Annotated in this window: 9 protein-coding genes, 1 tRNA gene and 2 pseudogenes; 2 read left to right on the top strand and 10 right to left on the bottom strand. The window is 68.4% G+C overall.

From position 1 onward, the window contains the following. The 5 genes and pseudogenes from D471_RS0110230 to rplJ form a co-directional block, all read right to left on the bottom strand. Positions 1-1238: pseudogene (locus tag D471_RS0110230) on the bottom strand (hypothetical protein); the annotation flags it as partial. 140 nt (positions 1239-1378) lie between these two features. Then, positions 1379-5257: a DNA-directed RNA polymerase subunit beta' gene (locus D471_RS0110225; protein ID WP_017598530.1), complete on the bottom strand. Its 3879-nt coding sequence runs from the start codon at positions 5255-5257 to the stop codon at positions 1379-1381. A gap of 34 nt (positions 5258-5291) precedes the next feature. Continuing rightward, positions 5292-8759: a DNA-directed RNA polymerase subunit beta gene (rpoB, locus tag D471_RS0110220; protein ID WP_017598529.1), complete on the bottom strand. Its 3468-nt coding sequence runs from the start codon at positions 8757-8759 to the stop codon at positions 5292-5294. Between the two features lie 657 nt (positions 8760-9416). Beyond that, on the bottom strand, positions 9417-9806 hold the full coding sequence (gene rplL, locus D471_RS0110215) for a 50S ribosomal protein L7/L12 (protein ID WP_017598528.1): 390 nt from the start codon (positions 9804-9806) through the stop codon (positions 9417-9419). A gap of 97 nt (positions 9807-9903) precedes the next feature. Beyond that, positions 9904-10431: a 50S ribosomal protein L10 gene (gene rplJ / locus D471_RS0110210; protein WP_017598527.1), complete on the bottom strand. Its 528-nt coding sequence runs from the start codon at positions 10429-10431 to the stop codon at positions 9904-9906. A 446-nt stretch (positions 10432-10877) separates the two neighbouring features. Between rplJ and D471_RS0110205 the strand changes: the two genes are divergently transcribed. Further along, positions 10878-11729 carry a LolA-like protein gene (locus tag D471_RS0110205; RefSeq protein ID WP_017598526.1) on the top strand — a complete coding sequence of 284 codons (852 nt, stop codon included), beginning with the start codon at positions 10878-10880 and terminating at the stop codon, positions 11727-11729. A gap of 90 nt (positions 11730-11819) precedes the next feature. Here D471_RS0110205 and rplA read toward each other — a convergent pair whose 3' ends face one another. The 5 genes and pseudogenes from rplA to D471_RS0110180 form a co-directional block, all read right to left on the bottom strand. Continuing rightward, positions 11820-12497, bottom strand: a complete 678-nt coding sequence (gene rplA, locus D471_RS0110200) for a 50S ribosomal protein L1 (protein ID WP_017598525.1) — start codon at positions 12495-12497, stop codon at positions 11820-11822. 118 nt (positions 12498-12615) lie between these two features. Beyond that, positions 12616-13044 (bottom strand): 50S ribosomal protein L11, encoded by a 429-nt coding sequence (gene rplK, locus D471_RS0110195; RefSeq protein ID WP_017598524.1) that lies wholly within the window; start codon positions 13042-13044, stop codon positions 12616-12618. A gap of 126 nt (positions 13045-13170) precedes the next feature. Continuing rightward, positions 13171-13980 (bottom strand): transcription termination/antitermination protein NusG, encoded by an 810-nt coding sequence (gene nusG, locus D471_RS0110190; RefSeq protein WP_017598523.1) that lies wholly within the window; start codon positions 13978-13980, stop codon positions 13171-13173. 313 nt (positions 13981-14293) lie between these two features. After that, positions 14294-14527 (bottom strand): annotated as a pseudogene (gene secE / locus D471_RS33755) (preprotein translocase subunit SecE); the annotation flags it as partial. Positions 14528-14624: 97 nt separating this feature from the next. After that, positions 14625-14697 (bottom strand) — tRNA-Trp (locus D471_RS0110180). A gap of 223 nt (positions 14698-14920) precedes the next feature. On the opposite strand from D471_RS0110180, the gene D471_RS0110175 reads away from it, so the two are divergent. Further along, positions 14921-16129 (top strand): pyridoxal phosphate-dependent aminotransferase, encoded by a 1209-nt coding sequence (locus D471_RS0110175; RefSeq protein ID WP_026127587.1) that lies wholly within the window; start codon positions 14921-14923, stop codon positions 16127-16129. Positions 16130-16233 lie beyond the last annotated feature (104 nt).

Genomic DNA, 16233 nt, shown 5'->3' with positions numbered 1-16233 from the left:
CTCACGTCACCGGCGCCCCACGGCGCGTCGGTCGAGGGGGACTCGGGTCCGGAGGGCCACGGCTGCCCGGTGGCACCGCCCAGGGGCTCATCGAACGACGGCCCGGCGGGCTCGGGGAACGGCGCGGCCGAGGGAGCGGCGTCGTTCGGGGACCACTGCGCGTCACCCGGCACGCTGTCGGACCCCGGAGACCACGCCCCGTCGGCGTGAGCGGCCTCGGAGGACCACAGGTCATCATCCCGGTCACCCGGGTCACCGGCGCCCCACGGCGCGTCGGTCGAGGGGGACTCGGGGCCGGAGGACCACGGCTGCCCGGTGGCACCGCCCACGGGTTCGTCGAACGACGGCCCGGCGGCACCCGGCGACCACGACTCGTCGCCCTCGCCGCTCACGTCACCGGTGCCCCACGGCTCACCGACCGAGGGAGCGGTGGACTCGAAAGACCCCGGTTCGTCCGCGGAACCGTCACGGGGCTCGTCGAACGACGGTCCGGCGGGCTCAGGGGCCCACGGCCGGTCGTCAGAATGGCCGGCGCCCCATGGCGCGTCATCCACGGGAGCGGCGGAGTCGGACGACGCCGAAGAAGAGGGAACGGACGGGCCCGGGCCCCACGGCTCCTGCGCGCGGGCGGGCTCGGAGGACCACGGATCATCGCTCCGGTCACCGAGGTCACCGGCGGCCCACGGCTCATCGCCGGAGAAGGACGCGGAATCAGGGGTCCCCGGTTCGTTTGCGGAACCGTCACGGGGCTCGTCGAACGACGGTCCGGCGGACTCAGGGGCCCACGCGGTACCGGCCCCCGGTTCCGCCGGCCAGGTGCCCGTCGACGCGCCGCCGGGGACGGAGTCCGTCTCCGGGGGCAGCGGCACCTCCGCGCTCGCGGCGATCCCCGGGAAACTCGGCTCGTTCTCCGGCTCGGGCTCCCCCGGGACGCGGGTCAGCGGCTCGTACGCCGAGGCGCCCGCGCCGGGGTAGGAGAGCCCCCCGGGTGTCGGCGGGGCCGGAGGGGTCGACCGCGGCGGGCCGCCCAGCGCCTCCGGATACGGCTCGACCATCGGGGGCCGCGACGTGCTCAGCCCCGCGTAGCCCCCGCTGTCCGGGAAGACCGTGTCGCCGGTCTCACCGTCCTCCATCGGGTCCTGGTACTCCGACTGCGTGCGGTAGCGGTTCTCGCTCGGCTTGAACCACGAGTCCGCCTCGCGCGCGCCCGAGTCCCGTCCGCCCCCGTTTTCAGTCACTGTGCGCCTGCTCTCCCGACAGCGCCGAAGCGCCCTCTCCCCGTCCACACCGCGATGTGCGGACCGACCACGTCGAACGGCGGCGGCACCACCCCCCTGAGGAGGTGGTGGACCGCCGCCGTCCGTTCAGTCAACCGCTCTTACCGGTTGTAGGGCCCGAAGTCGTACTCCTCCAGCGGGACGGCCTCGCCCGACCCCTGCCCGAAGGTGTACTCGCTGGGCTCCTCGTATCCGGAGACCGAGTACATCGAGGCCTTGGCCTCCTCGGTCGGCTCCACCCGGATGTTGCGGTACTGCGGAATACCGGTACCGGCCGGGATGAGCTTACCGATGATGACGTTCTCCTTGAGGCCGAGGAGCGGGTCGCTCTTGCCGTGGATCGCGTTCTCGGTGAGCACCCGGGTGGTCTCCTGGAAGGAGGCCGCCGACAGCCAGGACTCCGTGGCCAGCGAGGCCTTGGTGATGCCGAGCAGCACCGGGCGTCCGGCCGCGGGCTGTCCGCCCTCGGAGACGACGCGGCGGTTGATCCGCTCGAACTTCGGCCGCTCGACCATCTCACCCGGCAGCAGCTCGGTGTCACCCGACTCGAGGATGTTCACCCGCTTGAGCATCTGGCGGACGATGATCTCGATGTGCTTGTCGTGGATGGACACACCCTGCGACTTGTAGACCTCCTGGACCTCCGACACGAGGTGCTGCTGCACCGCGCGCGGCCCCTGGATGCGGAGGACCTCGTGCGGGTTGATCGCACCCTGGATCAGCTGCTGTCCGACCGACACGTGGTCGTCGTCGCTGACCAGGAGCTGGGCGCGCATCGGCACCGGGTAGGCGATCTCGTCCGAGCCGTCGTCCGGGATGACGACGATCTTACGGCTCTTCTCCGTGTCGTCGATCCGGATCCGGCCCTCCACCTCGGAGATCGGGGCCACACCCTTGGGGATGCGGGCCTCGAAGAGCTCCTGGACACGGGGCAGACCGTGGGTGATGTCCTGACCGGCCGAACCACCCATGTGGAAGGTCCGCATGGTCAGCTGGGTACCGGGCTCACCGATGGACTGGGCCGCGATGATACCGATCGCCTCACCGACGTCCACCGGCTTGCCGGTCGCCATGGAGCGGCCGTAGCAGGTGGAGCACACGCCGATCTTCGCCTCACAGGTGAGCGACGAGCGGATGCGCACGCGGGTGATGCCCGCCTCGACCAGCTTGTCGATGTTCTGCTCGGAGGTGTCGGCCAGCGCGGGCAGGACGACGTTGCCGTCCGCGTCCACGGCGGGCTCGGCGAGGGTACGGCCGAAACCGGTGTTCTCGACGTTGTGCTTGCGCACGACGGCGCCGGAGGCGGTCTTCTCACCGATCTCGTGCCAGAGCGAGCGGTCGGTCTCACAGTCGACCTCGCGGACGATGACGTCCTGCGCGACGTCCACCAGACGACGGGTCAGGTAACCCGAGTCGGCGGTACGCAGGGCGGTGTCGGCCAGACCCTTGCGCTGACCGTGTGTGGAGATGAAGTACTCCAGGACGGACAGGCCCTCGCGGTAGGAGGACTTGATCGGGCGCGGGATCGTCTCACCCTTGGTGTTGGAGACCAGACCGCGGATACCGGCGATCTGACGCACCTGCATCGGGTTACCACGGGCACCGGACTGGACCATCATCCACACCGGGTTGTCGGCGGGGAAGTTGTCCTCCATGTTCCGGGCGACCTCGGCGGTGGCCTGGGTCCACACCTCGGTGAGCTCCTGACGGCGCTCGTCGTCGGTGATGAGACCACGGTCGTACTCGCGCTGGATCTTGTCGGCCTTGCGCTCGTAGCCCTCGAGGATCTCCGTCTTGGCCGGAGGCGCGACGACGTCCTCGATGCCGATGGTCAGACCGGACCGGGTGGCCCAGCGGTAACCGGCGTCCTTCAGGGCGTCCAGGGTCGTGGCGACCTGGACCTTGGGGTAGTTCTCGGCCAGGTCGTTGACCAGGGTCGAGACCTGCTTCTTGCCCACCTGGAAGTTGACGTACGGGTAGTCGACCGGGGTGGCCTCGTTGAAGAGGTACCGGCCCAGCGTCGTCTCCAGGACGTAGACGTCGCCCTGCTGCCAGCCCTCCGGCGGGGTCCAGTCCTTGGGCGCGGGAGCGCCGTCGGCGATCCGCAGGCGGATCTTGGCCTGGAGGTCGAGGTCGCCCAGGTCGTAGGCCATGATCGCCTCGGCCGGGGAGCGGAACGCCCGCCCCTCGCCCCGGGCGCCGGAGCGCTCCGTCGTCAGGTAGTACAGACCGATGATCATGTCCTGGGTGGGCATGGTCACGGGCTTGCCGTCGGACGGCTTGAGGATGTTGTTCGTGGCCAGCATCAGCAGCCGCGCCTCGGCCTGGGCCTCGGCGGACAGCGGCAGGTGCACGGCCATCTGGTCACCGTCGAAGTCGGCGTTGAACGCCGTGCAGACCAGCGGGTGGATCTGGATGGCCTTGCCCTCGACCAGCTGCGGCTCGAAGGCCTGGATGCCCAGGCGGTGCAGCGTCGGAGCGCGGTTGAGCAGCACCGGGTGCTCGGTGATGACCTCTTCGAGGACGTCCCACACGACCGGGCGGGACCGCTCCACCATGCGCTTGGCGCTCTTGATGTTCTGCGCGTGGTTCAGGTCGACCAGGCGCTTCATCACGAACGGCTTGAACAGCTCCAGCGCCATCTGCTTGGGCAGACCGCACTGGTGCAGCTTCAGCTGCGGGCCGACGACGATGACCGAACGGCCGGAGTAGTCGACGCGCTTACCGAGCAGGTTCTGACGGAAGCGGCCCTGCTTGCCCTTGAGCATGTCGGACAGCGACTTGAGCGGACGGTTGCCCGGCCCGGTGACCGGACGGCCGCGGCGGCCGTTGTCGAACAGGGCGTCGACGGCCTCCTGGAGCATCCGCTTCTCGTTGTTGACGATGATCTCGGGCGCGCCGAGGTCGAGCAGTCGCTTGAGGCGGTTGTTCCGGTTGATCACCCGGCGGTACAGGTCGTTGAGGTCGGAGGTCGCGAAGCGGCCACCGTCCAGCTGCACCATCGGACGCAGGTCCGGCGGGATGACCGGGATGCAGTCGAGCACCATGCCCATGGGGCTGTTGGTGGTGTTGAGGAACGCCGAGACGACCTTGAGCCGCTTGAGGGCGCGGGCCTTCTTCTGGCCCTTGCCGGTGCGGATGGTCTCGCGGAGCTTCTCCGCCTCCTGGTCCAGCTCGAAGTTGGAGAGCCGGTCCTGGATGGCCTGGGCGCCCATGCCGCCGCGGAAGTACTTCCCGAAGCGGTCCCGCATCTCGCGGTAGAGCATCTCGTCGCCCTCGAGGTCCTGGACCTTGAGGTTCTTGAAGCGGTTCCAGACCTCGTCGAGGCGGTCGATCTCACGCTGGGCGCGGTCGCGCAGCTGGCGCATCTCGCGCTCGGCGCCCTCGCGCACCTTGCGGCGGGCGTCGCCCTTGGCACCCTGCTCCTCGAGCTCGGCCAGGTCGGCCTCGAGCTTGCGGTGGCGCTCCTCGATGGTGGAGTCGCGGCGCTGCTCCAGGTGCTGCTTCTCGACCGAGATCCGCGCCTCCAGGGACTGGAGGTCGCGCTCACGGGCCTCGGTGTCCACCCAGGTGACCATGTAGGCGGCGAAGTAGATGATCTTCTCGAGATCCTTCGGCGCCAGGTCCAGCAGGTAGCCCAGGCGGGAGGGCACGCCCTTGAAGTACCAGATGTGCGTGACGGGCGCGGCCAGCTCGATGTGGCCCATCCGCTCACGGCGCACCTTGGCGCGGGTCACCTCGACGCCGCAGCGCTCACAGATGATGCCCTTGAAGCGGACGCGCTTGTACTTACCGCAGTAGCACTCCCAGTCCCGGGTCGGACCGAAGATCTTCTCGCAGAAGAGTCCGTCCTTCTCCGGCTTGAGGGTCCGGTAGTTGATGGTTTCGGGCTTCTTGACCTCGCCGTGCGACCACTGGCGGATGTCGTCGGCCGTCGCGAGGCCAATGCGCAGCTCGTCGAAGAAGTTGACGTCGAGCACTTAATTCGTCCCCTGCTCTCGAAGATCGCGGAAGTTAGACCTCTTCGACACTGCTCGGCTCACGCCGACCCAGGTCGATTCCCAGCTCTTCCGCAGCGCGGAAGACGTCCTCGTCGCTGTCCCGCATCTCGATGGACATACCGTCACTGGACAGCACCTCCACGTTCAGACAGAGCGACTGCATCTCCTTGATGAGCACCTTGAAGGACTCAGGGATGCCCGGCTCGGGGATGTTCTCGCCCTTGACGATGGCCTCGTAGACCTTGACCCGGCCCACCACGTCGTCGGACTTGATGGTGAGCAGCTCCTGGAGCGCGTAGGCGGCGCCGTAGGCCTCCAGCGCCCAGACCTCCATCTCACCGAAGCGCTGACCGCCGAACTGCGCCTTACCGCCCAGCGGCTGCTGGGTGATCATCGAGTACGGGCCGGTGGAGCGCGCGTGGATCTTGTCGTCCACGAGGTGGTGGAGCTTCAGGATGTACTTGTAGCCGACGGAGATCGGCTCGGCGAACGGCTCACCGGTGCGGCCGTCGAACAGCCGCGCCTTGCCGTCCTCGTTGATCAGGCGGTTGCCGTCCTTGTTGGGGCGGACCGACTGGATCAGGCCGCTGAGCTCGTCGCCGTGCAGGCCGTCGAAGACCGGGGTGGCCACGTTGGAGCCCGGCTCGGACTCGGAGGCCCCGATGTCGTGGAGCGACTGCTTCCACGGTTCGTCGAGCCCCTCGACCGACCAGCCGTTCTTGGCCAGCCAGCCCAGGTGGACCTCCAACACCTGGCCGACGTTCATTCGGCCGGGGACGCCCAGCGGGTTGAGGATGATGTCGACCGGCGTGCCGTCCTCCAGGAAGGGCATGTCCTCCTGGGGCAGGATCTTGGCGATGACGCCCTTGTTGCCGTGGCGGCCGGCGAGCTTGTCACCGTCGGTGATCTTGCGCTTCTGGGCGACGTAGACGCGGACCATCTCGTTGACGCCCGGGGCGAGCTCGTCGCCGTCCTCGCGGCTGAACACGCGGACGCCGATGACCTTGCCGGTCTCACCGTGCGGCACCTTCAGGGAGGTGTCGCGGACCTCGCGGGCCTTCTCACCGAAGATGGCGCGCAGCAGGCGCTCCTCCGGGGTCAGCTCGGTCTCACCCTTGGGGGTCACCTTGCCGACGAGGATGTCGCCGTCGACGACCTCGGCGCCGATGCGGATGATGCCCCGGTCGTCGAGGTCGGCCAGGACCTCCTCGCTGACGTTGGGGATCTCGCGGGTGATCTCCTCCGGGCCCAGCTTGGTGTCACGGGCGTCGACCTCGTGCTCCTCGATGTGGATCGAGGAGAGGACGTCGTCCTGCACCAGACGCTGGGAGAGGATGATCGCGTCCTCGTAGTTGTGGCCCTCCCAGGACATGTACGCCACGAGCAGGTTCTTGCCCAGCGACATCTCACCCTGGTCGGTGGACGGGCCGTCCGCCAGGACCTGGGACTCCTCGACCCGCTGGCCCTCCTGCACGATCGGCCGCTGGTTGAAGCAGGTGCCCTGGTTGGAGCGCTGGAACTTGCCCAGGCGGTAGGTCTTGCGGGTACCGTCGTCGGCCATCACGGTGACGTAGTCGGCCGTGACGTCCTCGACCACACCGGCCTTCTCCGCGAGGATGACCTCACCGGCGTCGGTGGCGGCCCGGTACTCCATGCCGGTGCCGACGTAGGGCGCCTCGGCGCGCAGCAGCGGCACCGCCTGGCGCTGCATGTTGGAACCCATGAGCGCGCGGTTGGCGTCGTCGTGCTCCAGGAACGGGATCATGGCGGTGGCGACCGACACCATCTGGCGCGGCGACACGTCCATGTAGTCGACCTCGTCCGAGCGGACCTGCTCGAACTCCTCGCCCTTGCGGCGCACCAGGACGTGGGACTCGGCGAAGGTGCCGTCCGGGTTGATCGGCGTGTTGGCCTGGCCGATGACGTACCGGTCCTCCTCGTCCGCGGTGAGGTAGTCGACCTGGTCGGTGATGCGACCGTCGACCACGCGGCGGTACGGGGTCTCGACGAACCCGAAGGAGTTGACGCGGCCGTAGGCGGCGAGGGAGCCGATCAGACCGATGTTGGGACCCTCAGGGGTCTCGATCGGGCACATGCGGCCGTAGTGGGAGGCGTGGACGTCACGGACCTCGAAGCCCGCGCGCTCACGGGACAGACCGCCCGGACCCAGCGCCGAGAGGCGGCGCTTGTGGGTCAGACCCGCCAGCGGGTTGGTCTGGTCCATGAACTGGGACAGCTGCGAGGTGCCGAAGAACTCCTTGATGGAGGCCACGACGGGGCGGATGTTGATCAGGGTCTGCGGCGTGATCGCCTCGACGTCCTGGGTGGTCATCCGCTCGCGGACGACGCGCTCCATGCGGGCCAGGCCCAGGCGGACCTGGTTCTGGATGAGCTCGCCGACCGTGCGCAGGCGCCGGTTGCCGAAGTGGTCGATGTCGTCGGTCTCGACGGGGCGGACACCGATGGCCGTCTCGCGCTCGACCTCACCCGCGTGCAGGCGCACGAGGTAGTCGATGGTGGAGACGATGTCCTCTTCGGTGAGGGTGCCCTGGGTGTAGTCGGTCTCCAGACCGAGCTTCTTGTTGATCTTGTAGCGGCCGACCTTGGCGAGGTCGTAGCGCTTGGGGTTGAAGTAGAGGTTCTCCAACAGCGCCTGGGCCGACTCCTTCGTGGGCGGCTCCCCCGGACGCAGCTTGCGGTAGATGTCCAGCAGCGCGTCGTCGGTGCCCGCGGTCGGGTCCTTCTCCAGCGTGTTGCGGATGGACTCGTACTGGCCGAAGCGCTCGAGGATCTGGTCGGTGGTCCAGCCCAGCGCCTTGAGCAGGACGGTGACGCCCTGCTTGCGCTTGCGGTCGATACGCACACCGACGAAGTCGCGCTTGTCGACCTCGAACTCCAGCCAGGCGCCGCGGGACGGGATGACCTTGCAGCCGAAGAGGTCCTTGTCCGAGCTCTTGTCGACCGACCGGTCGAAGTACACGCCCGGGGAGCGGACCAGCTGGGACACGACGACGCGCTCGGTGCCGTTGATGATGAAGGTGCCCTTGACGGTCATGAGCGGGAAGTCGCCCATGAACACCGTCTGGCTCTTGATCTCACCGGTGTCGTTGTTGATGAACTCCGCCGTGACGAACATCGGGGCGGAGAAGGTCATGTCCTTGTCCTTGCACTCCTCTTCGGAGTACTTGGGCGGCTCGAACCGATGGTCGCGGAACGACAGCGACATCGTGCCCGAGAAGTCCTCGATCGGACTGATCTCCTCGAAGATCTCTTCGAGACCGGACTGCTCCGGAACGTCCTTGCGGCCAGCGTTTCGGGCCGTCTCGACCCGGGTCTTCCACTTCTCGTTGCCCAGCAGCCAGTCGAACGACTCGGTCTGCAGGGCGAGCAGGTTCGGGACCTCGAGGGGTTCCTGAATACGGGCGAACGAAACGCGGTGCGGACCAAGGGCGTTAGCGGAGGCGTTGCGCGAGGCTGCCAACAGGGGTCCTTCCGAAGGCTTGTGGCGGTTAAAGCGCGCACGCCAGACGATCCGTCACTGGAGGACCGCCGCAACACGGTTGAGACGGTCACATCGAGCGGGAACGGGCTACCGTGTCCAGACGAAAATGGGATGGCGGAAGCCGTACACCGACACAGGGATCACCAAAGGGCAGCGCAAAAGAGCAGTGTAGCCGAACACCACACCGCTGTCCACTCACGGTCCACGGCGCCACTCACGACACCGGCAGGATCACCCGTGGCGGGCGATCCGTCAAGCCCGGACACCGTCCCCGGCCCGGAACCCGACCTCGGATTCCGTCCCCGGCGACCCACCGGGACCGTGTGGGTGGTCCAGCGCGCCCGTCCCGGCCCCCAGGGGGATACGAGCCGTCGGACACCCGGAAGAGTTCCCCCGCCCAGGGCGGGTAAACACTCTCCCCCGAGCCCGTCAAGAATCCCGGGACGGGAGATTATCGCGTCTGCGGGACAGTTCGCACACGCGGATCCCCGTCCCGCCGCCGACCCAGCTTCGCACACCTCCCACCCGGGGCGGGATCGGACACGGCGCCGGGAGCGGCGAAGGGACCTTCGTCCCCTCGGGGGAGTCGGANGCCCCCCCCGCGGGTACCAGCGGGCCCGTACGGCCCGCGTGGGACTACTTGAGGGTGACGGTGGCGCCAGCGCCCTCCAGGGCGGCCTTGGCCTTGTCAGCGGCCTCCTTGTTGACGCCCTCGAGCAGCGGCTTGGGAGCGTTGTCGACCAGGTCCTTGGCCTCCTTGAGACCCAGGCTCGTGAGGCCGCGGACCTCCTTGATGACCTGGATCTTCTTGTCGCCGGCGGACTCGAGGACGACGTCGAACTCGTCCTTCTCGGGCTCGGCCTCGGCGGCGCCGCCACCGGCACCCGGGGCGGCGGCGACGACGGCGGCCGGGGCGGCGGCCTCGACGTCGAACTTGTCCTCGAACAGCTTCACGAACTCGGACAGCTCGAGGAGGGTCATCTCCTCGAACGCGGCCAGCAGGTCCTCGTTGCTGAGCTTCGCCATGATGCGATCTCTCTTTCTCTACGGACACGCGCGCCCGTCGGCGCCACGTGCGAGCCATGAGGCGGGTGACGTCGACACCCGCCGGAAATCAGGTTGTCTAGGCCGCTTCCTCGGAGCGCTTGTCCGCCAGGGCCTGCGCGAGACGCGCGGCCTTGGTCGGGAGCGCCTGGAAGACGGCGGCGGCCTGGCCCTGCTTGGCCTTGAGCGCACCGGCCATCTTCGAGAGAAGCACCTCGCGGGACTCCAGGTCGGCCAGCTTGGTGATGTCCTCGGCGGACATCGACTTACCGTCGATGACGCCGCCCTTGATCACCAGGGGCTCGTTCGCCTTCGCGAAGTCACGCAGACTCTTGGCGGTCTCGACCACGTCACCGCGGATGAAAGCGACGGCGGTGGGGCCCTCGAGCAGGTCCTTGACCTTCTCGTCGACTCCGGCCTCGCTCACGGCGATCTTGGTCAGCGTGTTCTTCACGACGCGGAAACGCGCGTTCTGGCCGAGGCTGCGGCGGAGCTCGTTGAGCCCGGCCACACTGAGTCCCCGGTATTCCGCCAGCACGGCGCCGTTCGACCCACGGAGTTCCTCCGTGAGTTCGGCGACCGCGGCTGCCTTGTCCGGCCTCGCCATGGGACTCCTTCCAACAGTGAACGCTGGTTGGTTCCCAAGGACTCACGCGATCGGCGTCAGCACGAGAAAAAGCCCCGAGCGCGAGGCGCACGGGGCACGACCGCGTCCACGGGGCGCGGAAACGCACCCGGAACGGGAAAGCTCTGGTGACACCTGCGCGGGCGCCCATCGCGGATGGGTCCTTAGGTCACCCGTTCGGGTGACGACCAGCGGTCTTCGGCAAGTACTCATGCTACAGGACCGGGAAGGGTGCGGAGAACGGATTCCGGGCGACCGACCCCCGCCTGACGTGAGGAGCGTCACGCAACCCCACGAAATGGGACAACGTCCCAGTAACAAGTGTTGCCTCGTGTCCGAGATGTCCTACACACGTGGCAACATGACCCGCTGAAGGCCCGCTCCCTTCCTCGCACACCATCTCCCTCATCGAAAAGGTATCCACCCCCATGAAGACCCGTGTGCCGGCTTTCCTTGCCGTCGGCGCCCTGAGCCTGTCCCTCGCCGCCTGCGGTGGCGACCAGTCCGCCGAGCCCGAGGAGACCACCGAAGCCGCGACGGAGGAGGAGAACGGGGGCGGAGGCGTCATGAGCCTCCTCGCCGATCTCGCCTCGACCACCGAGTCGGTGGACAACTACACCCTCGACATGGCGATCGGCATGACCGACCCCGAGCTCGGCGAGACGAACATGGACTTCACCTACGAGGTCATGAGCGACCCGCAGGCGGCCCAGGTCACCATCGTCATGCCGGAGATCGGCGAGATGATGCTGGACCTCGAGGAGCTCAGCGGTGAGAGCTCGGGCATGACCGCGGAGGAGCTCGGCACCTCGATCGTCATCGTCCCCGCCGAGGGCGAGGCCCTGGTGTCCAACCACAACGGCAACTTCGAGGCCGACACGGCCTGGGTCCGCGGCGCCAGCGGCATGGACTCGATGCCGACCACGGAGGACATGTTCGACGCCTCGCAGCTCTCGGACGTCGCGGGCGCGATCTCCGAGATCGAGACCGTCGAGGAGGCCGGGACCGAGGAGATCAGCGGGGTCGAGACCACCCGCGTCGACGGCACGTTCACGCAGGAGGAGATCGACGCCCTCCCGGAGGGGCAGGCGGGCGCCCTGAACGATCTGATCGGCGGCTCGATCGAAGGGGCCATGGAGACGTCCATCTGGATCTCCGGTGACGGCTTCCCGATGCGCATCGACTTCAGCGACGACGTCACCGACCTCTCGATGGTCTTCTCCGCCCTGGGCGAGACCTCCTTCGAGATGCCCTCCGAGGAGCAGATCACCGACATCTAGTCGGGGGCCCTCCGCACGGCGACGGCCCCCCGGTTCCCTGACGGGATCCGGGGGGCCGTTCGGCTACGTGCCGGTTCGGGCGCGTTTCGATCAGGCGTCGAGCGGGATGCTCGGGCCCATGGACGTGGTGACCACGGCCTTCTTGATGTAACGGCCCTTGGCGGCGGACGGCTTGAGGCGGTTCACCTCGTCGATGGCGGCCTGGTAGTTCTCCACCAGCTTGGCGTCGTCGAAGGACGCCTTGCCGATGATGAAGTGCAGGTTGCCGTGACGGTCGACGCGGAACTCGATCTTGCCGCCCTTGATGTCGGTCACGGCCTTGGCCACGTCCGGGGTGACGGTGCCCGTCTTGGGGTTGGGCATGAGACCACGCGGACCGAGCACGCGGCCGAGGCGGCCGACCTTGCCCATGAGGTCCGGGGTGGCGACGACGGCGTCGAAGTCGAGGAAACCGTTCTGGATCTCCTGGACGAGGTCGTCGTCACCGACGTAGTCGGCGCCAGCGGCGCGAGCCTGCTCCGCACGCTCACCGGTCGCGAAGACCAGGACCCGGGCGGTCTTACCGGTGCCGTTGGGCAGGTTCACGGTGCCGCGAACCATCTGGTCGGCCTTGCGCGGGTCGACGCCCAGACGCAGGGCGACCTCGACGGTCGCGTCGAACTTCACGCTGGAGGTCTCCTTGGCGAGCTTCACGGCCTCGGCGGGGCTGTAGAGCTTGTCACGGTTCACCAGCTCGCTGGCTTTGCGGTGGTTCTTGCTGCGCTTCACGCTGTTCTCCTGTGGAACGTGTGGTCAGTGGGCCAGCGCCTGGCCCTGCCACTGTCGGTTCTTGACGGCGAGCACCCCACGCGGCCCGGGCGTCGGCCCGGAGCCCCGGTGCGGGGAGCTACTTGACCTCGATGCCCATCGAGCGGGCGGTGCCGGCGACGATCTTGGCGGCGGCCTCGATGTCGTCGGTGTTGAGGTCGGGCAGCTTGGTCTGCGCGATCTCGCGGACCTGCTCGGCGGTGATCGAACCGGCCGTGCTGCGACCCGGGTCGGTGGCGGCCTTGTCCAGGCCGGCGGCCTTGAGGATCAGCTTCGGCGCCGGGGGCGTCTTGGTGACGAAGCTGAAGGAGCGGTCCTCGTAGATGGAGATCTCTACGGGGATGACGTTGCCGCGCTGGCCCTCCGTAGCAGCGTTGTACTGCTTGCAGAAGTCCATGATGTTGACGCCGTGCGGACCGAGGGCGGTACCGACGGGCGGCGCCGGGGTGGCCTGACCGGCGGGGAGCTGCACCTTGACGAGTGCGGCCAGTTTCTTCTTCGGAGGCATATCGGGTCCTTTGCCTGATGTGCGGTGTGTGCTGGTCCCCGCCCTGCCGTGGGCGGAGCACGCGAGTGGGTCCGCCCGGAGGCGGACCCACCAAGTCTACGTCGGCCGGGTCACTGCCCGGACGGTTCAGATCTTGGCGACCTGGTTGAAGGAGAGCTCGACCGGGGTCTCGCGGCCGAAGATCGACACGAGCACCTTGAGCTTCTGGGTGTCCGGGTTGATCTCGCTCACCGTGGCGGGCAGCGTCGCGAACGGGCCCTCCATGACGGTGACGGACTCGCCGATCTCGTAGGCCACGTCGGAGCGCGCCTCGCTGACACCGGCACCGGCCTTGGCCTTGCGCTCCTCCTCCGGCTCCTCCTCGGGCTCGGGCGCCAGGAGCTTGGCGACCTCGGTGAGGCTGAGCGGGGCGGGCTTGTTGGACAGGCCGACGAAGCCGGTCACGCCCGGGGTGTTGCGGATGGCCGACCAGGACTCGTCGGTCAGGTCCATGCGGACGAGCACGTAGCCGGGCAGGACCTTCTCGGTGACCTGCTGGCGCTTGCCGCTCTTGACCTCGGTGACCTCGTGTTCGGGCACCTCGACCTGGAAGATGTAGTCCTCCATGTTGAGCGACTGGGTGCGGCTCTCGACGTTGGCCTTGACCCGCTTCTCGTACCCGGCGTAGGTGTGCACGACGTACCAGTCGCCGGGAAGCAGGATCAGCTCGTTCCGGAACTCCTCGACGGGGTCGAGCTTGGGGAGCTCGGGCTCCTGCTCGGCCTCCTCGGCCTCTTCGTCGGCCTCGTCGGCGTCACCGGTCAGCTCCGGGCTGTCGGTGTCGGCCTGCTCGGCCGTGTCCTCGGACAGCTCGCCCGCCAGGCCGGTCTCTTCCTCCGACGACTGACCCGGCTCCTCTTCGGGGAAGTCGTCAGGGGTCAGTGGGGACTCGGACACGGCTGCTCTTTCTCTCGTCGGATGCGCTACTGCGGGCCGACGCGCACCGGACAGCGGTCGACGTCGAACCCAGTCCTGCCAGCTTACGGTCTCCGCGCGCGGGATGGGACCAGGCACGGGTGGACGGGGACGGCGGCCCGCGTCACGGCCGCGGCTCCGCTCGGGCTCCGGACCTGGGCGGTGCGGAGGACCAGGGGAGCGGGGCTCAGTCGCCCTTGCTGCGCATGAGCCCCATGGCGCCGAAGATGACGGCCAGGGCGCCGGTGGCGATACTGGTCCACAGCGGCAGGGCCTGGAACTCGCCCTCGGGGCTGAATCCGGCGTAGAGCCAGGTGGTGAGCGCGGCGAAAACGAAGTCGAGGAGCGAGACGTAGCTCAGGACGAGGACGACGAACACCAGGACGACGATGGTGTAGGTGACCAGCTCGCGGCGCGTGGGCCAGCGGACTTTGCGAAGCTCCCCGACGACCTGCTTGGTGAAGGTCACAGGACCGGTACGACGCTTGGGCTCCTTGTCGGGCTTGGCGTCGGCGTCAGTCTGGGTCACCTGGGGTCCTTAGGGTCGCGGGCTGCTGGTCATCCCCGTAGTTCCGTATGCCCCGCAGGGTGCGGCGGCCCGAAGACCGCCACACCGTGCGTTCGTGCAGGGCAGGAGGGACTCGAACCCCCAACCGCCGGTTTTGGAGACCGGTGCTCTGCCAATTGAGCCACTGCCCTTGAGCGGAAACTGCGTTCCCCACCATAGCCGGTCCGAACCGGGTCCGCACCCCACTTGTACGCGGGGCCGCCCCGTCCGTGGCCGGTCGGCGCGAACGAGTGTATGCCCTGGGCGGCGCGGAGACCAAACCGCGCTCCTCCGGGCACCCCGTCGCGCCGGTTCCGCGATCGCCCTGTACCCTTCCCCACCAGCTCTGCCGGGGGCACGTGACACCATGGAGACATGACTGAGCGACCGCGAGTCTCTGCACGTATCAGCGCTATCTCCGAGTCGGCCACCCTCGCCGTCGACGCGAAGGCCAAGGCCATGAAGGCGGAGGGGCGCCCCGTCATCGGTTTCGGGGCCGGAGAGCCGGACTTCCCGACCCCCGACTACATCGTCGAGGCCGCTGTCGAGGCAGCCCGCGAGCCGCGCTTCCACCGCTACACGCCGGCCGGGGGCCTTCCCGAACTCAAGAAGGCCATCGCCGAGAAGACCGCCCGCGACTCCGGGTACCGGGTCGAGCCCTCCCAGGTCCTGGTCACCAACGGCGGCAAACAGGCCATCTACGAGGCCTTCGCCGCCCTGCTCGACCCGGGGGACGAGGTCATCGTCGTGGCCCCCTACTGGACCACCTACCCCGAGTCCATCAAGCTCGCGGGCGGCGTCCCGGTCTTCGTCACCACCGACGAGAGCACCGGCTACATGGCCGGTGTCGAGCAGCTGGAGGCCGCGCGCACCGAGCGCACCAAGATCCTGGTGTTCGTCTCCCCGTCCAACCCGACGGGCGCCGTCTACCCGCGCGAGCAGGTCCGCGCGATCGGTCGGTGGGCCCTCGAACACGACCTGTGGGTGCTCACCGACGAGATCTACCAGCACCTCGTCTACGGCGACGCCGAGTTCGCCTCGATCCCCGTCGAGGTGCCCGAGCTGGCCGACCGCACCGTCATCGTCAACGGCGTGGCCAAGACCTACGCCATGACGGGCTGGCGCGTGGGGTGGATCATCGGGCCCGAGGACGTGGTCAAGGCGGCGGGCAACCTCCAGTCGCACGCCACCTCCAACGTCGCCAACGTCTCGCAGGCCGCCGCGATCGCCGCCGTCTCCGGCGACCTGTCCGCCGTCGACACGATGCGCGAGTCCTTCGACCGCCGACGCAGGACCATCGTCCGGATGCTCAACGAGATCGACGGCGTGGTCTGCCCTGAGCCGCAGGGCGCCTTCTACGCCTACCCGTCGGTCAAGGGCGTCCTCGGCAAGGAGATCCGCGGCCGGCGGCCGAGCACCTCCACCGAGCTGGCCGAGCTGATCCTGGAGGAGGCCGAGGTCGCGGTCGTGCCCGGTGAGGCCTTCGGCACCCCCGGCTACCTCCGGTTGTCCTACGCGCTCAGCGACGAGGACCTCGTCGAGGGCGTGAGCCGCGTCCAGAAGCTGCTGGCCGAGGCCGTGTAGGCAGTGCTCGCCTCGCCCGACGGCGCCCGAACTGCACCTACCTTGGTCCTCCGCTCCGCTTCGGACCGTGTTCGGGCGCCCATGCGGCCAGGGATTCTTCATCC

Source organism: Nocardiopsis lucentensis DSM 44048, assembly GCF_000341125.1.
Taxonomy (GTDB): Bacteria; Actinomycetota; Actinomycetes; order Streptosporangiales; family Streptosporangiaceae; genus Nocardiopsis; species Nocardiopsis lucentensis.
This window is presented reverse-complemented; position numbering and strand designations above follow the sequence as displayed.